At 38.8% G+C, this 24,382-nt stretch carries 24 protein-coding genes and 2 pseudogenes; 5 read left to right on the forward strand and 21 right to left on the reverse strand.

Translation table 11 applies throughout. The annotated features are described in order from the left end of the window. The first annotated feature begins 40 nt into the window (after positions 1–40). The 4 genes from ACDX78_RS07060 (at position 41) to ACDX78_RS07075 (ending at position 4,071) form a co-directional block, all read left to right on the forward strand. Positions 41–379: a VOC family protein gene (locus tag ACDX78_RS07060; protein WP_486026507.1), complete on the forward strand. Its 339-nt coding sequence runs from the start codon at positions 41–43 to the stop codon at positions 377–379. A 215-nt stretch (positions 380–594) separates the two neighbouring features. Next, complete coding sequence (locus ACDX78_RS07065; protein ID WP_486026508.1) at positions 595–1,509, forward strand: NADP-dependent oxidoreductase; 915 nt, start codon at positions 595–597, stop codon at positions 1,507–1,509. A 140-nt stretch (positions 1,510–1,649) separates the two neighbouring features. Next, the gene (locus ACDX78_RS07070; RefSeq protein ID WP_486026510.1) at positions 1,650–2,990 is read left to right on the forward strand and encodes an ISL3 family transposase; all 1,341 of its coding nucleotides are present in this window, start codon (positions 1,650–1,652) and stop codon (positions 2,988–2,990) included. A 502-nt stretch (positions 2,991–3,492) separates the two neighbouring features. Further along, on the forward strand, positions 3,493–4,071 hold the full coding sequence (locus tag ACDX78_RS07075; RefSeq protein ID WP_486026511.1) for a histidine phosphatase family protein: 579 nt from the start codon (positions 3,493–3,495) through the stop codon (positions 4,069–4,071). A 120-nt stretch (positions 4,072–4,191) separates the two neighbouring features. On the opposite strand, the gene ACDX78_RS07080 is transcribed toward ACDX78_RS07075, so the two are convergent. The 14 genes and pseudogenes from ACDX78_RS07080 to ACDX78_RS07145 all read right to left on the reverse strand — a co-directional run. Further along, the gene (locus ACDX78_RS07080; RefSeq protein ID WP_486026513.1) at positions 4,192–4,911 is read right to left on the reverse strand and encodes a hypothetical protein; all 720 of its coding nucleotides are present in this window, start codon (positions 4,909–4,911) and stop codon (positions 4,192–4,194) included. Between the two features lie 274 nt (positions 4,912–5,185). After that, the gene (locus ACDX78_RS07085) at positions 5,186–5,866 is read right to left on the reverse strand and encodes a YetF domain-containing protein (protein WP_486026515.1); all 681 of its coding nucleotides are present in this window, start codon (positions 5,864–5,866) and stop codon (positions 5,186–5,188) included. A gap of 816 nt (positions 5,867–6,682) precedes the next feature. Beyond that, positions 6,683–7,240 carry a glycerol-3-phosphate responsive antiterminator gene (locus ACDX78_RS07090; protein ID WP_486026517.1) on the reverse strand — a complete coding sequence of 186 codons (558 nt, stop codon included), beginning with the start codon at positions 7,238–7,240 and terminating at the stop codon, positions 6,683–6,685. A gap of 175 nt (positions 7,241–7,415) precedes the next feature. Next, positions 7,416–8,363, reverse strand: coding sequence for a glycerophosphodiester phosphodiesterase (locus ACDX78_RS07095; RefSeq protein WP_486026519.1), 948 nt, complete (start codon positions 8,361–8,363; stop codon positions 7,416–7,418). 12 nt (positions 8,364–8,375) lie between these two features. Continuing rightward, complete coding sequence (locus ACDX78_RS07100; RefSeq protein ID WP_486026521.1) at positions 8,376–8,873, reverse strand: hypothetical protein; 498 nt, start codon at positions 8,871–8,873, stop codon at positions 8,376–8,378. A gap of 356 nt (positions 8,874–9,229) precedes the next feature. Further along, the gene (locus tag ACDX78_RS07105; protein WP_486026523.1) at positions 9,230–9,376 is read right to left on the reverse strand and encodes a hypothetical protein; all 147 of its coding nucleotides are present in this window, start codon (positions 9,374–9,376) and stop codon (positions 9,230–9,232) included. A gap of 437 nt (positions 9,377–9,813) precedes the next feature. After that, positions 9,814–10,533: a glycerophosphodiester phosphodiesterase gene (locus ACDX78_RS07110; RefSeq protein ID WP_486026525.1), complete on the reverse strand. Its 720-nt coding sequence runs from the start codon at positions 10,531–10,533 to the stop codon at positions 9,814–9,816. A gap of 96 nt (positions 10,534–10,629) precedes the next feature. After that, positions 10,630–11,952: an ABC transporter substrate-binding protein gene (locus tag ACDX78_RS07115; protein ID WP_486026527.1), complete on the reverse strand. Its 1,323-nt coding sequence runs from the start codon at positions 11,950–11,952 to the stop codon at positions 10,630–10,632. A gap of 23 nt (positions 11,953–11,975) precedes the next feature. Continuing rightward, positions 11,976–12,785: a carbohydrate ABC transporter permease gene (locus ACDX78_RS07120; RefSeq protein ID WP_486026529.1), complete on the reverse strand. Its 810-nt coding sequence runs from the start codon at positions 12,783–12,785 to the stop codon at positions 11,976–11,978. Further along, positions 12,782–13,627: a carbohydrate ABC transporter permease gene (locus ACDX78_RS07125; RefSeq protein WP_486026675.1), complete on the reverse strand. Its 846-nt coding sequence runs from the start codon at positions 13,625–13,627 to the stop codon at positions 12,782–12,784. Before ACDX78_RS07125 ends, ACDX78_RS07120 begins: the two co-directional genes overlap by 4 nt. Before the next feature lie 376 nt (positions 13,628–14,003). Further along, the gene (locus tag ACDX78_RS07130) at positions 14,004–14,735 is read right to left on the reverse strand and encodes an ABC transporter permease (RefSeq protein ID WP_486026531.1); all 732 of its coding nucleotides are present in this window, start codon (positions 14,733–14,735) and stop codon (positions 14,004–14,006) included. Then, entirely contained in the window at positions 14,735–15,670 is a 936-nt protein-coding gene (locus tag ACDX78_RS07135) for an ABC transporter ATP-binding protein (protein WP_486026533.1), read from the reverse strand. The genes ACDX78_RS07130 and ACDX78_RS07135 overlap by 1 nt, the downstream gene beginning before the upstream one ends. Continuing rightward, entirely contained in the window at positions 15,667–16,404 is a 738-nt protein-coding gene (locus ACDX78_RS07140; RefSeq protein ID WP_486026535.1) for a MerR family transcriptional regulator, read from the reverse strand. The genes ACDX78_RS07135 and ACDX78_RS07140 overlap by 4 nt, the downstream gene beginning before the upstream one ends. Positions 16,405–16,593: 189 nt before the next feature. Beyond that, positions 16,594–16,806, reverse strand: a pseudogene (locus tag ACDX78_RS07145) (PTS sugar transporter subunit IIB); the annotation flags it as partial. Positions 16,807–16,812: 6 nt separating this feature from the next. Between ACDX78_RS07145 and ACDX78_RS07150 the strand changes: the two are divergent. Further along, positions 16,813–17,807, forward strand: a pseudogene (locus ACDX78_RS07150) (spr1629 family repressor/antitoxin); the annotation flags it as partial. Between the two features lie 58 nt (positions 17,808–17,865). Here ACDX78_RS07150 and ACDX78_RS07155 read toward each other — a convergent pair. The 7 genes from ACDX78_RS07155 to ACDX78_RS07185 all read right to left on the reverse strand — a co-directional run bounded on the left by ACDX78_RS07155 (position 17,866) and on the right by ACDX78_RS07185 (position 24,327). Further along, a complete protein-coding gene (locus tag ACDX78_RS07155; protein ID WP_486026537.1) occupies positions 17,866–18,801 on the reverse strand; it encodes a glycine betaine ABC transporter substrate-binding protein in 936 nt (311 codons plus the stop codon). Positions 18,802–19,253: 452 nt separating this feature from the next. Then, positions 19,254–19,523, reverse strand: coding sequence for a hypothetical protein (locus tag ACDX78_RS07160; RefSeq protein WP_486026539.1), 270 nt, complete (start codon positions 19,521–19,523; stop codon positions 19,254–19,256). After that, positions 19,523–20,479 carry a ComEC/Rec2 family competence protein gene (locus ACDX78_RS07165; protein WP_486026541.1) on the reverse strand — a complete coding sequence of 319 codons (957 nt, stop codon included), beginning with the start codon at positions 20,477–20,479 and terminating at the stop codon, positions 19,523–19,525. Before ACDX78_RS07165 ends, ACDX78_RS07160 begins: the two co-directional genes overlap by 1 nt. Continuing rightward, positions 20,469–21,221: a glycerophosphodiester phosphodiesterase gene (locus ACDX78_RS07170; RefSeq protein ID WP_486026542.1), complete on the reverse strand. Its 753-nt coding sequence runs from the start codon at positions 21,219–21,221 to the stop codon at positions 20,469–20,471. The genes ACDX78_RS07165 and ACDX78_RS07170 overlap by 11 nt, the downstream gene beginning before the upstream one ends. Before the next feature lie 58 nt (positions 21,222–21,279). After that, positions 21,280–22,650, reverse strand: a complete 1,371-nt coding sequence (locus ACDX78_RS07175) for an ABC transporter substrate-binding protein (RefSeq protein ID WP_486026543.1) — start codon at positions 22,648–22,650, stop codon at positions 21,280–21,282. A gap of 25 nt (positions 22,651–22,675) precedes the next feature. Continuing rightward, positions 22,676–23,485, reverse strand: coding sequence for a carbohydrate ABC transporter permease (locus ACDX78_RS07180; protein WP_486026545.1), 810 nt, complete (start codon positions 23,483–23,485; stop codon positions 22,676–22,678). Next, positions 23,482–24,327, reverse strand: a complete 846-nt coding sequence (locus ACDX78_RS07185) for a carbohydrate ABC transporter permease (protein ID WP_486026677.1) — start codon at positions 24,325–24,327, stop codon at positions 23,482–23,484. Before ACDX78_RS07185 ends, ACDX78_RS07180 begins: the two co-directional genes overlap by 4 nt. Positions 24,328–24,382: the final 55 nt, after the last annotated feature.

Raw genomic sequence — 24,382 nt, forward strand, 5'->3', positions numbered from 1 at the left:
GAGTCGATCAAACTTATAATTTAAGAAGGAAGTGTAAACTATGAAACTAAATCATATTAACCTTACAGTCACTGACGTTAACGCTGCTCGGGAGTTTCTAGAAAAATATTTTGGCTTGCAAACCAAAAGTACTTATAGCGATTCATTCGCTGTACTGTTAGATGACAAGGGTTTATTGCTCGCTTTGATGAAAGGTAAACAGGTCAGTTATCCTAATTCGTTTCATATAGGTTTTGAGCAGGAGAGCGAAGATCAGGTAAATGAGATCAACAGACACTTGAGGGATGATGGAGTTGATGTAAAACCGCCAAAAAGGGCTCATCGCTGGACATTCTATGTTAAAGCTCCAGGCGGATTTACTATCGAGGTTTTCAGTTAAATAAGGCGAAACAATAAGCATTCTATAGCGGAACTTGTTACCTTGTAACTACGAGTTCAAGAACCGGATTATTAACAGGAGAATGGGATCTTCAATCGTTGACTAAATGAAATTTAGCAAGAAGGGAGATTTTCTATGGGTAAAGGTCACATGATTCAATTATTGAGCCCGACCAAACAAGAAAAAGAGATTTTAAATAGAAGGAGAGATGTTACATGAGAGCGGCAGCATTTTCTAGTTATGGCCCTCCGAATGTGTTGCGTGTAATGGAATTTGAAGACCCACAAGCAGGTAACGGCCAGGTTCGAGTCCGAATCAAATCCGCTGGAATCCAACCATTTGACTGCGCGGTTCGTAGTAGCGGCTGGACTCCACCGGGATTAACGGTGAGTTTACCGCAGATACTAGGCAACGAGTTCGCCGGAACTATTGATCAGGTCGGGAATGGTGTCACAGATTTTTCAGTTGGCGATGAAGTTTTAGGCTGGGAGTTAATGGCCTGTTATGCCGATTATGTAGTGGTCAATGTTGATCAGATTGTACGAAAACCATTGGAGATGCCCTGGGAAGAAGCTGGAGTCATAACAGCCTCTGGTCAAACTGCTCACACTGCGTTACAGGAACTTGCTGTCGGAAAGGGAGACGCCGTATTAATTCATGCTGCAGCTGGTGGAGTTGGTACCTTCGCTGTTCAGCTAGCCAAAGCATGGGGAGCAACTGTCATCGGTACCGCCAGCGAATGCAATCACGACTATCTTCGATCGATTGGAGCAATCCCTGTCACCTATGGAGATGGACTTGTAGACAGAGTAAGTTCTCTCATGCCAGAGGGTGTGAACGTTGCCTTTGATGCTGCGGGTGGCGAAGCATTGGAAGCCTCAGTGAAGCTCGTTGAAAACAAGAATCGAATTGGTACAATTGTTGCTTTCGACCGAATAGAGGAGCTTGGAGTTCTCCCTATACGTAGCCAACGTTCAACTGATCGGCTCTCCGAACTTGTTAATCTTTACATTCAAGGGAAGATAAACATACATGTTAGAAATATATTCCCTCTTGACGAGGTTGCGAAGGCACACCAAGAAGTCGAAATAGGGCATGGTTGCGGAAAAGTTGTCCTTACAATCAACTAAACATGCTATTAAACCATGTTTTGAGACTGATAACTGGAGGCTGTCCCAAAAATTTTACTTCTGGCGACAACCTCTTTTTCATTTCTTTTTACCAACAAACAAAGTAAAGCGGATTAAGCTATCAAGAAAGGAAAAAATATATGTTAACCAATATGCTCAATCTTCCAAACTTTACTATTCTTGATATGATGGAGAGTGAGGATGATTACCGATTCTTAGTAGAGACTACTCTTACACCTCCCTCACACTGTCCAAAATGTGGTACCATTCCTAATTTGTATAAGCATGGTAAGAAAGTACAACTATTTGTTGACTTACAAATGCACGAAAAACGTGTAGGTATCTATGTGAAACGACGACGTTATAAATGCCGTGAATGTAATGGAACATTCTTTGAGGATTTGATAGATATGGATGTTAGTCGTTTTATTACTAATAGACTTATAGATTGGATTCAAGAAGCCAGTCTTGAAAAGACATTCACCAATGTTGCAGACGATATTGGTGTTGATGAAAAGACGGTACGAAACATCTTTAATGATTATGTTGCTGAACTTGAAGTTCGAACAGATTATAGAACTCCTGAATGGCTTGGTATTGATGAAGTTCATTTGCTGAAAAACTATCGTTGCGTCATAACAGATGTTGAAAACAAGTCGGTAATCGACATTTTACGAAAACGCAATAAGGATACGGTTGTCAGTTACCTTTCTAAACTCCAAGATATTGATAAAATAGAACTTGTAGCAATGGATATGTGGAATCCTTATAAAAGTGCCGTTAATACAATGATAGCACATGCTAAAATCGTAATTGACAAGTTCCATGTTGTTAAATTAGCCAATGAAGGGTTAGAAAAAATACGAAAAACTAACCGTCAAAATGTGACAGCCAAAGAACGTAGACAACTCATGAGAGATCGTTATGTTCTTCTTAAAAGACGAAAGGAACTAAATGATTTCGATGATCAAATAAAGTTGCAAGTTTGGACTGATAAGTTTCCATTACTTGGTCAAGCAAACGAACTTAAAGAGCAATTCTTTGACATTTATGAAGCTGTATCAATTAAGGAAGCCTATAAACTGTACCAAAACTGGCCTTCAAATGTTCCTAAAGAATTAATGACCTATTTTGAAGACCTGATTAAGTCTATGAATAATTGGGAAGAAGAGATCTTTAACTATTTCAATTCTCCCATTACAAACGCCTATACAGAGTCCTTGAATCGTTTAATTAAGACAATGAACCATGTTGGTCGTGGTTATTCTTTTGAAGCCCTTAGAGCAAAAATATTGTTTACACAAGGCTATCCTAAAGTAAAAAAGAAAAAGAAATTTAAAGAAGTTGAAGTTACTTTTAGAAATCTGTTACCTGGTCAATTCCCAAATTGGGCACAAATTGGCTATGAATGGGTTTATAAAGAAATCTATGGTGCTGACTTTTCCACACTGACTAAGGCAATGGAGGAGGGTTCTTTTTAACCCTCTTTCCACACTATTTTCCGAATACCCACTTTTTTATAATAACCAACTTAAATTTACTGAAGAAGAGTCCACTTTGATCAACCTTTTTTAAAATGGATTCTTTCTATTTGCAGCAATTTGTGGATTTGCGAGGTAATTTTGATCAAACTTTATTTCAAAGCTACATCAAATTAACTATTCAATTAATTCATTGCAGTAATATTAACAACATAATGCAGTTGCAACAACCAAGTGTTTAGGATCCCAATTGTTTTGTCATTACAAAATACCCCCTTCTGGATTTCACGTTTTATAAAAATTCAGTCCCGCTAACTTGCTAATAAATTCATAATTGATCTTACACTAAACTCCTCTTTAAAAGCTTGCATGATGCCAGTCAACCATATTAGGTCGTTAGCCTGCCAACGCTATCTAAAATGTTTCTTCACTATACTACATGCGCAAAAATAGATACAATATAATTTAACGTAAAGAAAACAGTTTACCGGAGGGAACAACCATGACGACCATTTGTTTAATTCGGCACGGGGAAACAAAATGGAATGCTGCAGGGATACTGCAGGGTACAACGGATATACCATTGAACACCCGAGGAGTAAAACAGGCAGGGGCATGCAGTGCTTACCTTGCATCCTCCAGCTACGACGTACTCATTACAAGCCCATTGAAAAGAGCAAAACAAACAGCGGAAATTATCAATCAACAGCTTGATCTTCCCTTTCATATGATGGACGAATTTAAAGAACGCGCTTTTGGAGAGGGAGAAGGAATGACTTTTGAGGAGCGGCGAGCTGTCTATCCGGATAAAGATTATCCGAACCAGGAGAAAGAAGAAGATTTTCATCACCGGATTATGACAGGTCTCCATAAAGTGACCAAGTTGAACCCAAATCAAAAGGTTTTACTGGTTGCTCATGGTGCTGTTATTAAAGCTATCTTAAAGGCATTCTCGAATGATGAAAACATCCTGGAGAATGACAGACTGATGAACGGATGCATCAGTAATATCCATTTTGAAAATAAAGAATGGAATGTTAAAAACTTTAACAGGACGGAGCATCTGCCGAGTCTGTCTTAACATAAAAAGATGTTTAATACCGGCCTTCTATTGAATGGAAAATAAAAGCTAACGCCAGACATAGAAGGCACGTTCCAGGCAAACCATATTGATCCGCCAACATAATAATGGCAATCCAACTTACCATTTAACAACAGTTGCCTCTTTATGCAAATTAAATAATAGATAGCTTACATATGAGATCCAGAATATAAAAAGAATATTAACCATTTCACTCAGCGTATTTACACTTACTTGAAAAAGAATAATGCCAATAAAGTTGATAACTGCGCCTATTAGAAGAGCTGCAGCAAGAATAGATGAAAAGGCAAAAAAGTATTTATTATTCATTTCCAAATAGAATAAATAGCCATGGGCAAACAACCAAATAACCATACATAAGTTAGCTATGATATATAAACTAATGGAAAATCCTCCATCATTAATAGCCCATTCAAATAATAATCTCGCAAATTCCCGATCACCTAGATACATAGAATACTGATTTATTGCAAATGTTGCTGTAACAGCTTGTACAATAAGGGAAACAGCATTAATCATAAAATAGGAAAAACCAAATATCATCCCTAATAAGTTTAAAAACAATTTCTTTCCATGATAACTTCTATTAAACATACAAAAAAGAATTAAAGGCAAAATAGAAACGAGTAGAAAAGCTATGGCTTTACTACCATGATCCATACCAAAATACCATTGATGATCCGAGTAGTATATCAGTCCTTCGTTAACAGTTAAAGCTTCATTAGGATACAGTACACCCTGATAGACAGCACTTATCGCAATCCATATCAGAATAATAAACACATAAACAATCCCAAGAATACCCCCAAGTTTATACAAAATTACCTCTCCTATCGCGTTTAAGTCAAGTGCCGTGGGAGATTTATTAAGCTCCCATATTTTGTATTGTTTTCATTCTATTTTTGATAGCGATCTAATATGTATGAAACTCTATTTCTCCTGGCATCTATGGCAGGGATATTTAATTTGTTTAAATAGAGACAATAACAAGAAAATCAATTAATCAACTACCATGGAATACTAGCGTTCATTTCCTGTTCTTTCTCGTTAAAAGTGCAGGAAAGTCACGCTAAGGAGCAGTCCCTTGGCTGCCTTATTTACTGTTGATGAATAAAGAGCCATCAGTCTGAACTTGCGCAAAAAACACATCGGGAATCGAATCAATATCTTGCTTCTTAAGCTGCTCGTTCACCCAATTTATATCTAAATTTAACTTTTCCAGGTTTTCTGGGATAACCTTTCCATCCACGATGATCTCAATCGGGATAGGATAAACCCTGCATTTGCCTGGAATGTTCATATCTATTTTCGTTACAGGTTGTTTGCCTTGCTTAAGCATAACTGACAGTTTTCCATTCGCCTCGAATATCGCGTAATCCACTTCAGCAATGGAAAATACATTTTTTTCTCTTAACATAGCCATTAATGCATCCAAATCCAGTTGTTGTCTGCGCAGGGCTTTGTCCACAATCTTTCCCTCTTTGATGACAATCACCGGATCACCGCTGACAATCTTTCTTCCTTTTATTGACCAAATGTCGATGAAGGCCATAATAAACGTGAACGCAGTCCAACCCGTCAATGCGATGACGCCATTTAAAATAGTGAGATCCTGATTAAGTACAAAGTCTGCAGCAATCGAGCCAATCGCAATAGCCGAAACAAAATTCACAAAGCTCAGCTGGCTGATTTCTTTCCTTCCCAGTATTCGTGTAAGGAAAAATAATACAAGGAAGCCTATAGTGATTCTTAGCAATAACTCGGGTATACCCATAATAAATTCCGCCTTTATCGTATTCCTTAGCATTATGGGTATTTTTCGTTATTATAAACCATGGAAAGCTAGTTTCTCACGAATTTACAATTTCAAAATGCTCCGTTAATGGTTTCTTTCTGCCATTTCCCCGAAAAATCTGCTTTACACTGCCGCCAGCCGGCGCTTCCATCAAAAATTCACCACGAGAAAACTTCGCCAGTTATTAAACTTGATGTTCGTAAGTCAGAACAAAAGCACAAGCGCTCGTTTAGCGACGTACGGACTGCGCCTTGGGGCTACGGTACAGTGGTTCCTCGCCCCACCGTAAAGATCGGCCATGCCAGGTGGATCAGTGTTGCCGCGCAAAGCGGCGGTTTTAACTGATCATTCCTTCCGCAGGAGATAAAGGAAACATGCTCCCGCATCGGGGGTATGCCGACGTTGACCGGCAAGGTCGTAGTTAGTCGGCCTTCCTTTACCCGTAAGGAGCCGATGTTGACTTATCGCACGGAGGTGAAGGAAGTCTGGGACTGCGGTACAGTCGTTCCTCGTCCCACCGTAAAGACCCGCTGTCGCTGGGCGCTGGAGCTAGACGTGGCTATTCTTATATAGAAGATTATCCACAGATCAAAAATTTTATAGTACGCTAAGCAATGAAAAAGGACTAATCCTTCGTCTATTTACATATTCCTTTCCTGTTTAGGCAGAACAAAAAAAGAGAACTCAATTATACCTTCCCCATGGAAAGATAAATATAGTGTTCTCCCCATTCTTTGAAACGTAATTAACTTTAATACTATTTTATGCTGGTTTAACCATATTATCTACGAACTTTTACATCGTGCTATCATAATTCCATAACGCTTTACGAGAGGTGGTTACTGCAACAGCACCATGGTCTAATGCAAGTTTGATATCATTCGTTGACCTGATCAGTCCGCCAGCAATTACCGGGGTCTCTGTCTGTTCTGCAATTTCATTTATAACAGAGGGAATAACACCAGGCAAAACTTCAATATAATCTGGTTTCGTTTTATCGACCAGCTCAATATTCCTTTTAATAGCTGAACTGTCTATGGCAAACATACGCTGTATTGCTACTAAACCACTTTTCTTCGCCATAGAGATAATATTGCCGCGCGTGGATATAACACCGTCAACCTTCATATGATGGACGAGCAACTCCATGCCAAACTGATCAACCTGGAGACCTTTTATTAAATCCAAATGAACAATAATTCGCTTATCAAATTTCTTTGCATACCTGACAATATTCGGCAATTGAGCTATACGGGTTTCCAGTAAGATCATAATTCCATGATCGGATTCTAAAAGTTTTTCAAAATCCTTTAGTTCTCTTACAGCTGGTATCACGCCTTTTAAATGCTCCATACTTCATCCCCCTAAGCGGTATTAAGATAATATTATATCCCGGACTAGCAAACATTTGATAAATACCAACGAAAGCAGGTCACCAAAATCCATTATTATTAAATAAAACACATCAACAGCTTTAGTGTTTCCATATGTGTTCAGCATTTTTTTGAGCGTGTTACTTTTATGATACCTATTCTTCCTTCACCTGGCTTGTATAGGTTTCCAGCACCTCTTCCAAGCGATCAGGATAATCGGTAAAAATCCCTGTGACTCCCCAATGAATGAGCCGCTCCATGTCCTCTTTCTCATTCACTGTATAAGGATGAATAAGCAGACCTTCACGAAGAACCTTTTCAACAAACTCTTTCGTTAGTGATTTATAATTAACACCTATGCCAACAGCATATTCTTTTATTTCCGTTATTTCCTGTTCTGTTAATTCAGCCTCATCCTCCCCATAGTTTAATAGTTTAATCAATGGGATGGATGGTTCATGCGCTTTTACTTCCAGTAAACTCGAACTATCAAATGACTGAATAATAACCTGGCCTTCTGGGATATCCCGGCCGACAAGCTCATGTTGATGCAGTACTTCCAGCAACGCTTCCACCATTCCAGGATAGGTTTCTGGTGATTTTGTTTCAATATAATAATTGGCATGATGACCAAAAGTTTCCAGGATTTCATCTAGTGGAGGAACCTTGACATTACTAAATACAGGCTGTGCCAGGTCAGGGTTTTCAATGTTAAACCATGCGCCGGCATCAAGTATTTTTATTTCTTCAAATAAAAAGTCATTAACGGCTCCTTCTACATCTGTTGTCCGGGATATATCACTGTCATGCATCGCGACCAGGATGCCGTCCTTTGTCATTTGCAAATCTATTTCAATATAATCCGCATTCATGTCTTCACCCATTTGATAGGATACTAATGTGTGTTCCGGTGCATGACCGGAAGCTCCCCGGTGGGCAATATTAAGAAAGCGGTTTTCTGAGAGCAGGGATCCTTCCCGCTCTAATGCTATTTCTTCTGCCTCGTTCTTATTCTCCTGTGGGGTCGTGCTTATTTCTTCACTATTACCACAGCCAACGATAAAAACGAGAACCATTACGAGTAAACTTAATTTCACTTTCATCACCCAATTTAATTATATCAGACCTAACACTGTTCGGGATACATTCATAGCATGCTGATAAATTTGCAATAATTGGATCGTTATATCCAAGTATTCGGCACTTATATTTGGGTTGTATTCCTGTTTATTAATCAAACTATTAAAATGCTTAAATTTAATATCATTCTCGAACTGACTTATATATGACTGAGACTTAATATTTTCCCTTGCCACCGTTATATCATTATCCTTAAAGGCTGACAGGAAGTTGGCATTTAATATATGAAGCAGCATTACCTCTTCATTGGATTGGCTGCTTGTCAAATCATTCTGTCCCATTTTTAATAAATATTGCTGAATCTTAATATAGGATGCATCAATAATACGTTCAATTTTAACCAGTTCTTTCGCTTCAAATTTTCTATCCATAAAGTCTGTTAATTGTGCGATCATACCTGTCTTAACAAGTGTTGCCAGCCTGACGATTTGATTTTTTTTGTGAATTAATGCTTCTTCCGGTACACCAAGCATTTTGTTATTTAGTGCAACACGAAATAGTGGTTCTTCCTTTTTTGGTGGAAAAAATCGTTAACTCCCTTACCTTTCGTATATATCCTGTGAGTCAATTAAAAACCGACCATTGTGAATCTTCCCTTTATACAGTTTAAATAATGCTCCTGTACGTTTTAGCACAATTGACCAAGTGATCCCCGATCCTTTCAAAAAGCGGCTGGTCACAATCATTTTTAATTTACTTTCCGTCATTTTCTTCTCGACTTCAATGTGGTTTACAAGCCTTTTGGTATGTGTCTTTATTCAACTTATTAACATGTTGATCGTGCTTGACGACCCAGTTTAATATATCCGCATCATCATTTTTCATGCCCTCAATAAGCCAGCTTCATCTTTTGTTCATATTTAAAATATTCCCGGATTAACGGTTTCAATTCCTTCGCATCTTGGCCTTCACTAATCGTAATTATATTGATAAGCTGGTCTTCAATCCGCACCAGATCTCTTATCATACGATTCATGGCAAACAGCTATTTAATTTCTGTCATATTTAGCTGCTGCAATGATTTAATTTCTAAAATATACGCTTCAATCTATCTTTCAATTTGATCAACACTATTTTCAGTCTTTAATATATAGTCTCTTTGTTCATTAGAGGGATTGTTTAAGAAGGTGGTATAGTAATTGTTCATATTTAGTAAATGATCAATAATGCTTAACGTGAGGACTTAAATTTCTTCCCGTTTTCTGGTGTAGTAATTTACTCTGCTGAGCATGTAATCACCTCTGTTTTTCGTTGTACAGGAAAGCCTTGCTGGTGAGCAAGGCTAAGTCAATTTATGAGACCTGATATTCCAAAATACAACTATATTCATTTCTGTGAAAAAATATTCGACTATCTGTCTTGCTTCTGCATCTCTATACTTCTATAACTACTTTTAAAATTTTTCCTCTCTGTTTATACGCCTTTGAAAATCTCCGGGCTATTGGAAAATACCCCATCCACTCCAATATGAAGCAGTTCTTTGTACCGCTTTTTTTCATTCACTGTGTACGGGAATACCTTATAGCCAAGTGAATGGCATTCTTTAATTAATTCCTCGTCTGTCCAATTTTGCATCGGATGTAAGCTGTATATATCCAACCCGCAATGCTTTGCATATTTCCACGGCTTTAATATTCGGTAATAAAATAATAAACCTATCGGGATACGCTGCGTTAGTGCCTGAAAATTTCTTAATGCCTCATGATCAAAGGAAGAAATAATAACATTATCTTCAAACTTATGATTTTTCAAACAATCAAGCAGTATACGTTCAATACCATCATACATCACCGGTATATTTTTTATTTCTACATTTAATACAATATGCTTCGGGAGTATTTCTAATATCTCATCTAACGTCGCTAAAGAAACATCTTTAAATTCTTTTGAAAAAGAAGAGCCAACATCTATTTGTTTAATTTCCCTTAACGTGTAATCTTTAATGTATCCAGGAAATTTTTTATTGAAACGTGCCAGCTTCTGATCATGGATAACAACTAATTGATGATCCCTTGTCAGCTGTACATCAAGTTCTATACCCTGGACGTTATAGGACAATGCTTTTTTTATGGCCGGCAATGAATTTTCAGGGGCCTCAGTAAGAGAACCCCTGTGTGCAAAGTTTAAAGCCAAATCATTCACTCGCTTTATCAGGGGCTCTCCACCATTCAAGCAAATAAGATTCACTGAAATCCGGTTAAAGCCCCTTCATTATTTCTGATTCAAAACTTACTGCAGGGCATCGGTAATTCTTTGCGCTGCTTCATCTAAGGCTTCTTGAGGGTCACGTCCTTCATACATTTCACCCAATGCTGTTTCAACTATTTGTCTCGCTTCCGGTAATACTTCTGTTAATGCTCCCTGAGTTGCAGGGCTGGCTGTTGTGCTTTCCAATTGATCAACAGCAGTCCGGAAAATTGGAAATTCTTCATAAACGTCATTTAAAGCATCTTCTTCATAAGCTGCCAGTGTAATCGGGAAATAACCTGTTGCAGCAGCCCATTCTGCTTGGACTTCCGGATCAGTCGTGTATTTAGCAAATTCCCATGCGGCCTGTTGCTCTTCTTCAGAAACCTGATTTGTAATCCATATGGATGCACCACCAACGATAACACCTTCAGGATCCATACCGTCTGCAACAGGGATAAAAGCAGAGCCAACTTCAAATGGTGAATTCTCTATCACTTGTGCTGTATTCGCTGTAGAATCTAAATACATACCAACTTGCTCGGCAAAAAATGGCCCACGAGGATCTTCCCAGTTACTTCCGTAGTTTCGGAAAGTACCAGCTTCATTCATTTCATTTAACCAGTTAAAAATATTTAATCCTGCTTCAGCGTTAATCAATGCTTCTGTTGCGTCACCACTGCGCCCATTATCGTTATCAAGGTAAAGTGCACCCTGGTTTGCAAGTAATTGTTCGACGAACCAGCCTATGGTTGCCATAGTGAAACCATACGTATCATCATCGGAAATCGCCTCTGCAGCTTCTTGCACTTCGCTGAATGTACTTGGAGGATTCTCCGGATCCAAACCTGCTTCTTCAAACATATCCTTGTTATAGAACATAACGGCATTGGAAGTATTAAAAGGCATGGAGTATAATTCTCCTTCTAACTCATAATAAGATAAAATATTTTCTTCCAAAGCAGATGTGTCAAAATCATCTGCATCAATAAACTCCTGCATTGGCGTAATAAATCCACTTTCACTCATATACTTTGTACCAATCTCAAAAACCTGTACAATCGACGGTGCTTCATCAGAACCTCCCACTGCACGCAGCTGGGCTAATGAGTCATCATAGCTTCCTTGATAGATCGCTCTCACTTCAACTGTATCAGACTGTTCATTAAAGCTATCTACAATAGCTTCCAGAGAATCTCCGTTAATACCACTCATTGCATGCCAAAAGTCAATTTGTGTTTTATCATCTGATCCTTCTCCACCACCTGAGCCGGTGTCAGCATCTCCATCACTGCCATTACCGCAAGCCACCAACGCTAGCATGAGGATCAAAAGCAATGCTAAACTACCAAAAAATTTTTTCATTTTTTCCTTTCCCCTTTCATTTTTCATCCTTTTAATGCCCCTGCTGTCAATCCCTCTCTAATATACTTTAACCCTATAAATAATAGAACTAGAGTTGGTATTAAAATTACTACCACACCAGCCATTACCATATTCCACGAAGAGGAACCTTCAGTATCTATGAGCATTTTCAAACCAATTTGTACAGTTCTGTGGGATTCATCATTTGTTACCAGAAGCGGCCATAGATATTGGTTCCAGGTTGTTAAAAATCCATAGATTCCTAACGCACTTAATGATGATTTAGATAATGGCAAAACGAATTTCAAATAGAACTTAAATCGCGAACAACCATCCATTTGAGCTGATTCCCATAATTCCTTTGGTATCGTCAGGAAATGCTGCCTTAATAGAAAAATACCAAAAGGCAGTGCAAAGAATGGGAAGGTGAGACCGGCAAAAGTATTTACCCAGCCCAGATTCAATATAGTCAGAAAATTGGGTATCATCGTTGCTTCCCATGGGATTAACATAGTTGCTAAAAACAGAAAAAAGATAAGCTCTCTACCCTTGAACGGAATGAAAACAAATGCATACGCTGACAAACTTGAAACAATAAGCTGGCCAACCATCACAATGAAAGATACTGTAAAACTGACTAATAAGAAATGCACTAATGGCACTCTGTCAAAGACATCTGCATATGCATCAAAGCTTATAGATGACGGCAGCAATTGGCCGGCATAAATTTCCTGCGGTTCCATAAAACTTGCTGATATGGCATATAATAGAGGGAAAAACAGAATCAGGGATGACAAAACCAGCAAAAAATAAAATATGAGTTTTCTCATCATTGATAATGCACCCTTCTTTCTCCCACTCTAAATTGAATAATTGTAACAATTAAAATGATGATAAATAAGATAATCGCCTGCGCACTCGCATAACCAAAGTTACCGTAGGAAAAGGCTTCCTGATAAATAGAGTAAACAATGATATTTGTTGACCCTGCCGGACCACCTCCAGTTAAGATGTCAATTTGACCAAATGTCTGGAACGATCCTATTATTCCTATTATAGAAACAAAGAATAAAACTGGAGAAAGTAAAGGAATCGTAATTTTAAATAACTTTGCGAAGTACCCTGCTCCATCAATATCGGCACTTTCATATAGCTCTCTTGAAATATTTTGCAATCCACCCAGCAATATAATAAAGTTAATGCCTATTTGCATCCAAACGGTGGTTAATGCAACGGAAAATAGTGCCCATCTCGAATCAGTAAGCCAATTAATTGCATCTATCCCAATCATTCCAAGGATGTTATTTAACACCCCCAAACTTGGATGGAATAAAAACATGAAAATTGTTGCACCTGCTGCTACTGATACTCCTAGTGTTGATGAAAAAATGGTTCTAAAAAAGCCATTTCCTTTGAGTTTTTCACTAGCTATGACTGCTAAAAACAAAGAAATAATAATTTGTGCCGGAACTGTATAAAGTACAAACAATAATGTACTTATCATACTTTGGCGAAACTGCGGAGACTGAAGTAAGCTAGCATAATATTCCAGGCCTACAAAATCGCCAACTTGACCGCCACCACGAACTTCAAAGAAACTATAATATAGAGACATGATGATAGGATAGAATAAAAATACGCCCAAGAGCAAGAGTGCCGGCAGCAGATAAAGCATGCCTGTACCAAATAAATTACTCTGGTTTAGACGTTTTCTATTTCTGATTACTGATTTACTTTTCCCCAAGTTGTTTTCTCACTCCTTTATGTAAAATCCTGTATTATATACTTCAAATATAAACCAACTCCTAAACAAAAAAATATAATCCACAAAAAAACATACCTCTCCTCTATATTAGAAGGTCATTTTTTGTGGATCTCCGCTTCTCCATACTAAATATTAACTTGTTTTGATTTAACCAAATTATGAAAACGATGTCAAGTAAATTATTATAATTTTAATAATATAACTACATCTATTTAATATGGATTTACAATTGGTTTTGATTACTCTCTTTTTTATGCACTTCTTGAAAACATATTTTTATATAAAACTACTTCCGGTTCAAAATATAAATAGCCCAGCCAAATCCTAAAATACACCATACCATTAAATTAATATAATTCCCCATAGTCGCTTCAAAGGTAGACGCAGCCAATGACGCACGCATTACCTCTGCCATCGAATAAATTGGCAATACTTCATGAAGTGACTGAAGCCATTCCGGCAGTCGATCCATTGGAAAATTCACCGGGGAAAACATCAGTGCTCCAAATACAACAGCCTGGGAAATGCCCATCGACGCTACTGGTGACAACAGATAGGAAAATCCATATCCAACACCGATGGAGGTTAATGCAATCATGAGTAATGCAGGGACTACTGTCCAGGAGATATCATATCCCGGAGTGAACATAAGGTGTGCAACAATAGTTGACACGATTATTCCCGGTAAGGTAATTAACAACCATATCGTTGTGTCTGCTCCAAGAATGACGGAACGATTCACAGGCCATGTACGTATATATTCCATATATCCATCTGTCTTTGCATTACCTATTTGCTGAGGCAGAATCACCAGCCCTGTAAAAATGAATATAATCGTCGGAGCACCTGTTGCTAAAAATAGAATAGTTTCTGTATCCGGATTTGGAATAAGATAGGTGAATCCTATTACAATCCCTATGGATATCAGGATTTGCAGTAAAGCTATAAATATAAAAAACCCGGCGTTTCTAATAAACTGCATTTGAAAAACATACTTATAATGACTGAGGATATTCATTACGAAACTGCCCCCTTTTGAGAAGTTAATTCAATATACGCATCCTCAATGGTAGTTGGAGATAAAGAATAGTCTATAACAAATCTTTTATCAACCTGTTCATTTGCCCAATCAACGGTGGAAGATACTTTTGATGGATCCAGTGAGAAAATAAGACGGGATCCGTTCTGATGCGGAGAAAGTGCCCAGCTAGGAACCTCGATATTTTTAAATTCCTTTTCCAGACTAAGTTCCATTCGCATCCGGTCACCCACTAAACTTTTCACTTCCGATGGATCCCCTTGTGTCAGGATTTTTCCTTTATCCATAATAGCTACCCGATCCACTGCCTTTTCCGCTTCCAGCACATTGTGTGTCACCAAAATTACGGCGCTGCCACTCTTTGTTAGATCGCGTATCACCTGCCAAAGATAACGTCTGCGAACCGGATCAACATCATTGGTAGGCTCATCTAGGATGACTAATTCACCCGGGGCGACCACCGCCATGCAAAAAGTTGTCAACCGGCGCGCACCACCTGAGAGTTCTTCACCTTCCGTATTGGCCCACGCGCCCATATCCAGTGCTTCGAAAAGCTCCTCGACCCGCTTTGAATCAAATTTTTTCCCTGCTCGCATTTTGCCCATCAATGTTACTGCCTGTTTTGGGGTAAGCAAACCCAATGGCACTTGAGATTGCGGCTGCACGGAACAAATGGTCCTGGCACGTGCAGGCGAGGCTGTTACAGATTCACCCAATAGTTCAATTTCACCATCATCAGGTGTTATCAGTCCTAATATTTGATTAACTAAGGTTGTTTTACCTGCACCATTTTGCCCAAGAAGCCCAAATATTTCTCCTTCATTAATATTAAATGTGAGTTTGTCATTGGCAAGATTTTTGGATTTACCTTTGCCGCGAAAAGCTTTCGTAACATCTTTTACCTCGAGAATCATTTCTCCTGTCCCTCCCATGCCATATATACCTTTTTAATAAATTCTATGACTTCTTTATTCATTGGATAAAAGGCAATGCCTTCTTTAAAATTTTGCAGTGCCTCCCATATACTCCCCATTAATTCTTCATCATTTCCAAACATTTTATCTGCCTGGTTTACCCAGTTCTCTACCAGCTGCTGTGCCTTTTTTGAAGACGGATCAAGGTCAAGATTATTTTTAATATCCTGAATCACCTTCGTCCAATCCCTAATTCCTTCCTCACTCATATTTTGCACATTCATATCCATAATTTTTTTCATCTCATCTTTATTCAAGTAATTCTCATATTGCTTTAAGGCATCTTCAGGATCCTGCTGGTACAACTGAATAATTCCAAAAATAACCTGCCAGTTAATTTCCCCCTCCATTTTAATGGAATACGAGATACCTTGCAGTGCTTGTTCCAGTGTGTGCAGGCGTTCCTGTTCCCGCTTAATCAATTCCAGCTGCTGCTGGATCGACTCCTGCCAGGTCGAACTTGATTTTTCCAGAATGTCTTTAATCTGCTCTAGTGAAAATCCCATATATTTTAATGCTAAAACTCTCTCCAACCGCATAACTTCACCCTCACTGTATAAGCGATGCCCTCCCTCGGTTTTTGATGAAGGTTTAATCAAACCAATTTCATCGTAATAATCCAGCGTCCTTACAGTAATCCCTGTATTCTTTGAGAGTTTTCCAATCGTGTACATGGCTTCACCTCATCTTTTATTTTCTTTAGTATAAATCAACACGTTACGTGCTGTTCAATAGGTAAATTAAAAAAATTATCGCTTTCTTTAAATGGTTATGAAAATCCTTCATTCAAAAAAGCACCCCACACCTGAAAAAGTCCACACCGGATTGGAGTACTCTTTATATTACACATTTATAAATCTGGCTTACTTTTTATTACGCAGCTTGTTGACTTCATCTGCAACAAATTGAACCGTTGTTCCAACAATCACTTGAATATTATGTTTCCCTACGATATTAATTCCCGGGACATCAGCACCTTTAATCTTGTCCTGATCTACTTTATCCATGTCTTTAACCTCTAACCGAAGCCTGGTCGTACAATAATCCACAGATGTTACGTTCTCGTCGCCGCTAAGTGTGGAAATATACCTGTAATGAATATTGCCTACCGTGCAAAAGTAATAAATGTTATTTAGTTATTTATAAAACCCAATCAGAAGCTAAGCATATGGCTTTTATAGACAGTTTTATTAACTATGTAACGTCCAAAGTATCTTATCCAACACAAGAAATCATTCATTTAAAAGATGAAGTGATTCATTATTTACATTCATCAACCGAACAGAGAGAAACAAAATGAAGAAAGTGGCGAAGTTAGCACGTCAAAATTTTGGCCTTTCTAGTGAATCAAATGATAACCTTATGTTCTTGATCGAAAAAAGTGGTGTGATTGTTTTTGAAAAGACAATTGGTGAAGAGATCGACGCTTATAGTTTATGGACGAAACAAACAAAATCGCCCATATATTATTTTAGGAAATCTGAAAAGATCAGCAGTAAGAAGAAATTTCGATATTGCCCATGAGCTCGGCCATCTTATACTGCATTATCGTGTGGAATTCAATAGTTTAAATCGAAAAGAACATAAAGAAATTGAAAATGAAGCCAATCACTTTGCAAACGCATTTCTCCTCCCAGAAGAACCGTTTTTAGATGAAATGAGGCTATCGACCATGTGACAAACCCGGAGGCATACATTGATTGAAAAAAGAAATGGAAAACTTCAATGCAAGTTTTGGGATATAGAGCTGCTCATTCAGGAGCAATGAAAGCGAAAAATCACCGTAATTTTTATGCTGCACTCCATCGTAAAGCTGAAAAGAGAGCCCTTGGATGAAATTTCACCTATTCAAAGACCGCAAAAAATAAAATCGATTATAGATTTGGTCGCTAATAAAGGAATCATTAACATCTGCCAAATGATCGAACATGATTAGATGACAGATATTTCCTTCTTTCATCGATTAATAGGTATTGATTTGAATTTCTTAAATAACTATATGGTAAATGAGGAGCGGGATTTTGAATTGGCTAGTGTAACTAATATTCGCGATGTTGGTCGTGAAAAGAAAATATAACAAACTCAAGTAAGAAAGCAATCAAAAACTCCCCTTCAAAGGGGAGTGTTCCATTTCTTTAATCCGCAGGCTCAAGATCTTCAATGGAATCGATATCCATATAGGCTGGTACGACCATTCCTAGCTTGGCGCCTACTAAATTTTCTCCGAGGTCTTCAAATTCTCCTTCATACTCTGCATAGAAATCACCATGCGTGTGTGGCATCCACGGGGCAGTAGAAGCATCACCATCACCTGTTGCGATGGCTTGGAATACAATTTGCGGGTCAACTGGCGTAATCGTTACATCATAACCCAGTTCTTCCAATGCCATTCCTACAACATTTCCTGAAGCCCGCTCTGAATCCCAAGGCGTGATGACTAATTCTATAGAAGTACCATCTACCGAATCTATCCCTTCTGTCCATTCAGCAACAGTGTCTTCGTTTTCAGCTACCCATTCCTCGGCAGCTTCGTCAATTTCCATGTCCTGTCCGGCAAGCATAATGGATTCCATGTCTTCTACTTCCCAGTAAAATCTGTCAAGCACCTCATAAGCTTCCGGCATATCTTCCTGCAAGCCGTCTCTTACGATGGTGGAAATATATTCTTCACCACCAAAAGATTCCATTGGATCATCCAAATACTTTAAGTCGTATTGCGCAAATTTATGGTGAGGTGTCCAACCTGCCACAATAATGGGTTCCTCATTTTCGATTGCAGTCCTCAACTCTGTTAACATGGCTGCTGTTGAAGCTTCTTCGTGATGCCAGCCAGCAAGGTTTTCGTAGTCCTCTAAAGCAGTATTCGTTGCTTGTGTAATGCCGGCACCTGGCTCAATACCTGTGATTGTGTAATCTACTTCTTCACCGACACCTTCAGTAGTCTCTGCCTGATCACCTTCACCATTATCTGCAGTCTCATCGGCATCGTCCGTATCATCGTCTCCACAGCCAGCTGCGACGAGCGATAATGATAAACCAGCAATTAGTCCTAATCGTTTCCATTTAAACATGGATTAACACACTCCCCTTTTAAATTATTTCTACTATTATATTTATGTTAGCTTTTTTTATACAAAAGCTATGTACAGCAACTCCTATTACTAAAAAAGCTTAACGGTTACATAGTAAAGGTTCTATAATATTCCATCAAACAGTATGTATAATTAAATTCTTACAAATTGGATTATGATTTGGCCTCTATTAAATATTTCAGCGGAATTATATTCTTTTCTTTTGCTTTACTCTGCTTTAGTACTGCTTTTCTTTTTTATACCCTTTAGGTTCTTTTATACATGATCAAGGCGCCTTGTCTATCCTTATTTTCTTTCGTCATAGTGAATAAAAGAGAATAAAAAATAAACGTTTATCATTCACCAATTTCGGTTCCCGATAAAAACGCTCCACTGATTGAACTTTCATTTTTATAGCACCTCGGCTCTCGGTGGTTCGGGAAATTTCACTATCATGCATGGTAATTAAAGTTCCATCCAATCATCTGAAAACCAATTTCAATTTTATCGACAGCCGTATCTTTGCCTATTTGATAGTAAACTAATGGGTGCTCCGGTGCATAACCAGAAGCACCCCGATGCGCAATGTTAATGAAGCAGCAATTGGGGGAAAACAAGGAATTTCCACTCTGTAATGCAATTTCATTAGCTCCCTCTGTTTCTCCCCCACCCGCTATTTCTTCCCCAATCAGGAAAAACAAGAAGATGATAAAAAATTTCATCAGTCTTCCATCACGTCATCATTTTCTTTTTCCGAATAAACGTCAAGCTTTTCCCCATCCGAGACGATTAATACATTCCCGTCAAACTGGGAAGCATATACATCACTTCCCTGCTCTGCATAATTATCATATACGGAACGACTATATAGAAGATTAATCGGTATTATAGTGACTTCTGGACTAACTGCCTCCAAAAATTCCCCTGATGAAGAGGTATGCTGGCCATGATGCGGAGCAACAACCACATCAGCATCCATTTCTTCGCCGTATGCATCAATGAGCTGGCTCTCTACCGCGGTGTATATGTCACCGGTAAACAGGAAGCTTTTATCCTTATACTCCAGCTTCACCACCATGGACAGGTCATTTACGATCCCGGCCGAAAATTCATCATACAATACAAGATAATTTTCAATTGTTTCGTTTGTCGGATGTAAAATTTCCATGGTCAGATTTTCTTCCACTTCAATCACATCGCCTTTTTCAACGAGTTCTACTGGAATATTATTTTCTTCAATGGATTGCCTGTAATCCTGATAAATATTAGAATCCTCTAATGGAAAGCCTGTGGAGATGACCTTCCCAATTTCTTTTGTCTCAAAAAGTGTTAGATATCCTCCGATATGATCGCTATGCGGATGGGAAGGCATTGCGATATCAATGGTTTCAACACCTAATGCGGTCAGGTAGTTATCAACCAACGGCCCAACCTCAGGTATCCCGGCGTCTATTAAAATATGCTGCCCGCCTGGTGTGGTAATGAGAATGGATTCCCCAGTTTTCCCCGTTTCATCCAGTTCTAAATGAAAGAAGCGAACTTGCAGTTCATCAGTAAATTCTTCGGCAGAAAATACGGCTGACGGATCAACTTCACGGACTTCTTCCTGTGCTTCTACGGTGCATGCACTAAGTAAAAGTAAAATGAATCCCGATAAAAATAACAGTCTAATTTGCATATTCCCCCTCCTTTGTTACATTCTTGCTTTCACTAAAAATAGCCGGGTTATTGGAAAAAACACCATCTACACCCAACTCCAGCAACTGTTCATATCGCTGTTCACTATTTACCGTAAAGGGAAAGACTTTGTAGCCAAGGAAGTGACTTGCCTCTATTAATTCTTCATCTGTCCAGGTATGCATGGGATGAATGCTGTATATATCAAGACCGCAATTTCTAGCATATTCCCATGGCTGCAGCAGACGATAATAGAATAGCAATCCGATAGATAACCCTGGTGCTTCCTGTTGGATTTTTTGTAAGGCCGCATGATCAAACGATGAAATGATGACATTCTCTTCACGACGGTGGTTTTGTATACAATCGAGCAAAATTTTTTCAATTCCTTCATAGATGACGGGGATATTTTTGATTTCAATATTTAACAAAATATCATTAGGAACGATTTCCAACACCTCATCTAATGTTGCTAATCGGGTATCATTAAATGCTGATGAAAAGGATGAGCCAACCTTAATTTGTTTGATTTCATTAAGCGTGTAATCTTTAACGAACCCTGGTTGTTTTTTATTGTATCGTGTCAATTTTTGATCATGAATCACGACTAACTGGTGATCCTTCGTCAGTTGAACATCAAGTTCAATAGCCTGACATTTATGCTCCAATGCTTTTTTCATTGCCGTTAATGTATTTTCAGGGGCCTCTGTAAGAGAGCCCCTGTGTGCAAAGTTTAGAACCAAATGATTTCCCTCACTTTATAAAAGGCTGCCCCGTAAGACAGCCTCTTGCATGAAAATATTATTCTAATGCATCAGTAATGTTTGCTGCCGCATCATCCATTGCTTCTTGTACATCGCGTCCTTCGTAAACTTCACCTAAAGCTGTTTCAATGATGACCCTTGCTTCAGGCATGATGGAGAATAATGCGCCGGCAGTGGCAGGACTTTGAATCGTGTTTTCCAATTGATCTACCGCTGTTAAATATTGTGGATTTGCGTCATATACTTCTGTTAAAACATCTTCTTCATAAGCTGCTGGTGTAATTGGGAAATAGCCGGTTGCTGCCGCCCATTCTGCTTGGACAGCTGGTTCCGTCGTAAATTTAACAAATTCCCATGCAGCTTGCTGTTCTTCCTCGGATACCTGGTTTGTAATCCAGACAGATGCTCCACCAACTACCGCACCTTGGGGATCAGTATCATCCGCATGCGGCATTGGTGCTGTTCCAACTTCATGTGGCGAGTTTTCTATTACTTGAGCTAAGTTAGCAGTGGAGTCAAAATACATGCCAAGCTCTCCTGCAAAGAAAGGCCCACGCGGGTCATCCCAGCTTGCACCATAATTTCTGAATGTGCCTGCATCATTCATTTCTTTTACCCAGCTGACAATTTCCGCACCAACCTCAGAATTTACCAGTGCTTCTGTTGCATCTCCGCTGCGGCCGTTGTCATTGTTAATGATTAATCCGCCATTGTTCGCCATTAACTCTTCGAAAAACCAGCTGATCGTTGCAAATGAAAATCCCTGTGTGTTATCTGTTGTCATGACTTCAGCAGCTTCTTTCATTTCACTAAAAGTGCGCGGAGGATTTTCCGGATCAAGGCCGGCTTCTGCAAACATATCCTTGTTGTAGTACATTACCGCATTGGATGTATTAAACGGCATAGAATATAATTGGCCGTCCAATTCATAATACGATAGAATGTTAGGCTCAAGGATGGATACGTCAAATCCATCCGCATCCATAAACTCTTGCATTGGCGTAATAAAACCACTTTCACTCATATACTTTGTGCCACCTTCAAAAACCTGTACGATCGCCGGAGCCTCTTCAGATCCGCCAACCGCACGCAGCTTCGTCAATGAATCTTCATAACTACCCTGGAAAATGGCTTCAACAGCTACGGAATCCGACTGTTCATTAAACTGATCCACAACATCTTCAATCGCTTCTCCATTGTCCCCGCTCATGGAGTGCCAAAAAGTAATTTCCTTTTTTTCGCCAGAACCTTCTTCTTCATTAGCCTCTTGTGAACTACCTGCTACCTCTCCACTGGTTTCTTCGGTTTCGGTATTTGAAGCATCGTCATCTTCCTCTCCATTACCACAAGCTGCCAACAGAAGTATAAGAACTAAACCAAATGCTAAACCTTTCAATAAGTTTTTCATTTTTTCCATTTCCCCTTTCAAGACGTTAACCTTTGACTGCACCGGAAGTTAAGCCTTGTTTAATATATTTCAACCCTAAAAATAAGAGTAATAGCGTTGGCAGAAGAATTATCACTACAGCTGCCATCACGATGTGCCATGATGATGAACTTTCATTCGCAATCAGCATTTTTAAACCAATCTGCACCGTTCGGACGGTATCATCATTTGTTACAAGCAGGGGCCACAAATACTGGTTCCATGTTGTCAGAAAACCATACAGGCCTAATGCAATCAGTGATGATTTGGATAATGGCAATGCAAATTTTAAGTAAAAACGAAACCTGGAGCATCCATCCATTTGCGCCGATTCCCAAAGCTCTTTTGGTATCGTTAAAAAATGCTGTCTTAACAGAAAGATACCAAAAGGCAGTGCAAAGAACGGCAATGTCAACCCCGGGTATGTATTAATCATATCCAGGTTTAAAATCGTCAGGAAGTTAGGAATAATTGTTGCTTCCCACGGAATCAGCATCGTTGCTAAAAATAAGAAAAAAATAAAATTTCTGCCCTTGAATGGAATAAACACAAAGGCATATGCCGCTAAGCTGCAAACTACTAATTGCCCAATCATAACGATAAATGACACCCAGAAACTTACAGATAGGAAATGCAATAGCGGAATGCTGTCAAATGCTTCTTTATAGGCGTCAAAGTTTATGCTGGAAGGAAACATTTTTCCAGCATATATTTCCTGCGGCTGCATAAAACTTGCTGAAATGGCGTACAAAACAGGGAAGAAAAGAATCAATGCTGAAATGGATAATAATACGTACAGAGTTACTTTTTTCATCATTGATAATGCACCTTCTTTTCCCCGAATTTAAATTGGACGATTGTTACGATCAAGATAATGATAAATAATATAATCGCCTGCGCACTTGCATAGCCAAAGTTACCGTAAGAGAATGCTTCCTGATAAATCGAATAAACAATAATATTGGTTGACCCGGCCGGTCCGCCACCGGTTAATATATCAATTTGACCAAATGTCTGGAACGCCCCGATGATTCCGATAATAGTGACAAAAAATAATACCGGAGAAAGTAACGGAATCGTAATTTTAAATAATTTTGACCAATACCCAGCACCATCAATGTCAGCAACCTCGTAAAGATCTCTTGAGATATTTTGCAGTCCGCCTAATAGAATGATAAAATTTATCCCAATGTGCATCCAAACGGTGGTTAAAGCAACAGAGAACAGTGCCCAGTTTGAATTTGTCAGCCAATCGACCCCATTTATTCCGAAGAATGCAAGCATATTATTCAATACGCCTAAACTCGGGTGATATAAAAACAAGAAAATGGTTGCACCTGCTGCTACAGAAATACCTAATGTGGATGAAAAGATCGTTCTGAAAAAACCAATTCCTTTTAATTTCTCACTGGCAATGACGGCCAGGAATAAAGAAATAACGATTTCTGCAGGGACCGTATAGAGGACAAATAAAAATGTACCTACCATACTTTTCCGGAATTCAGATGACTGAAATAAATCATTATAGTGATCCCAGCCTACAAAATCACCGACTTCCCCTCCACCACTTACTTCAAAGAAGCTGTAATACAGTGTCATGATCATCGGGTAGAACAGGAATACAGCCAAGAGTACCAGTGCCAGGGAGATGTAAAGCATACCTTCTCCAAATATTTTTCTCTGGTTGTGGTATCCGCGCTTTCCGGTTGTTCTG

The sequence above is a fragment of the Virgibacillus oceani genome, from assembly GCF_041521345.1.
Taxonomy (GTDB): domain Bacteria; phylum Bacillota; class Bacilli; order Bacillales; family Amphibacillaceae; genus Virgibacillus_N; species Virgibacillus_N oceani_A.

What these genes read in the sequence shown, in the direction of transcription:
- ACDX78_RS07060 (WP_486026507.1), top strand. Translation starts at nt 41, where the DNA reads ATGAAACTAAATCATATTAACCTTACAGTCACTGACGTTAACGCTGCT.
- ACDX78_RS07065 (WP_486026508.1), top strand. Translation starts at nt 595, where the DNA reads ATGAGAGCGGCAGCATTTTCTAGTTATGGCCCTCCGAATGTGTTGCGT.
- ACDX78_RS07070 (WP_486026510.1), top strand. Translation starts at nt 1,650, where the DNA reads ATGTTAACCAATATGCTCAATCTTCCAAACTTTACTATTCTTGATATG.
- ACDX78_RS07075 (WP_486026511.1), top strand. Translation starts at nt 3,493, where the DNA reads ATGACGACCATTTGTTTAATTCGGCACGGGGAAACAAAATGGAATGCT.
- ACDX78_RS07085 (WP_486026515.1), bottom strand. Translation starts at nt 5,866, where the DNA reads ATGGGTATACCCGAGTTATTGCTAAGAATCACTATAGGCTTCCTTGTA.
- ACDX78_RS07090 (WP_486026517.1), bottom strand. Translation starts at nt 7,240, where the DNA reads ATGGAGCATTTAAAAGGCGTGATACCAGCTGTAAGAGAACTAAAGGAT.
- ACDX78_RS07095 (WP_486026519.1), bottom strand. Translation starts at nt 8,363, where the DNA reads ATGAAAGTGAAATTAAGTTTACTCGTAATGGTTCTCGTTTTTATCGTT.
- ACDX78_RS07100 (WP_486026521.1), bottom strand. Translation starts at nt 8,873, where the DNA reads ATGCTTGGTGTACCGGAAGAAGCATTAATTCACAAAAAAAATCAAATC.
- ACDX78_RS07105 (WP_486026523.1), bottom strand. Translation starts at nt 9,376, where the DNA reads ATGAATCGTATGATAAGAGATCTGGTGCGGATTGAAGACCAGCTTATC.
- ACDX78_RS07115 (WP_486026527.1), bottom strand. Translation starts at nt 11,952, where the DNA reads ATGAAAAAATTTTTTGGTAGTTTAGCATTGCTTTTGATCCTCATGCTA.
- ACDX78_RS07120 (WP_486026529.1), bottom strand. Translation starts at nt 12,785, where the DNA reads ATGATGAGAAAACTCATATTTTATTTTTTGCTGGTTTTGTCATCCCTG.
- ACDX78_RS07125 (WP_486026675.1), bottom strand. Translation starts at nt 13,627, where the DNA reads ATGCTTTATCTGCTGCCGGCACTCTTGCTCTTGGGCGTATTTTTATTC.
- ACDX78_RS07130 (WP_486026531.1), bottom strand. Translation starts at nt 14,735, where the DNA reads ATGAATATCCTCAGTCATTATAAGTATGTTTTTCAAATGCAGTTTATT.
- ACDX78_RS07135 (WP_486026533.1), bottom strand. Translation starts at nt 15,670, where the DNA reads ATGATTCTCGAGGTAAAAGATGTTACGAAAGCTTTTCGCGGCAAAGGT.
- ACDX78_RS07140 (WP_486026535.1), bottom strand. Translation starts at nt 16,404, where the DNA reads ATGTACACGATTGGAAAACTCTCAAAGAATACAGGGATTACTGTAAGG.
- ACDX78_RS07155 (WP_486026537.1), bottom strand. Translation starts at nt 18,801, where the DNA reads ATGTTTAAATGGAAACGATTAGGACTAATTGCTGGTTTATCATTATCG.
- ACDX78_RS07160 (WP_486026539.1), bottom strand. Translation starts at nt 19,523, where the DNA reads ATGAAATTTTTTATCATCTTCTTGTTTTTCCTGATTGGGGAAGAAATA.
- ACDX78_RS07165 (WP_486026541.1), bottom strand. Translation starts at nt 20,479, where the DNA reads ATGCAAATTAGACTGTTATTTTTATCGGGATTCATTTTACTTTTACTT.
- ACDX78_RS07175 (WP_486026543.1), bottom strand. Translation starts at nt 22,650, where the DNA reads ATGAAAAACTTATTGAAAGGTTTAGCATTTGGTTTAGTTCTTATACTT.
- ACDX78_RS07180 (WP_486026545.1), bottom strand. Translation starts at nt 23,485, where the DNA reads ATGATGAAAAAAGTAACTCTGTACGTATTATTATCCATTTCAGCATTG.
- ACDX78_RS07185 (WP_486026677.1), bottom strand. Translation starts at nt 24,327, where the DNA reads ATGCTTTACATCTCCCTGGCACTGGTACTCTTGGCTGTATTCCTGTTC.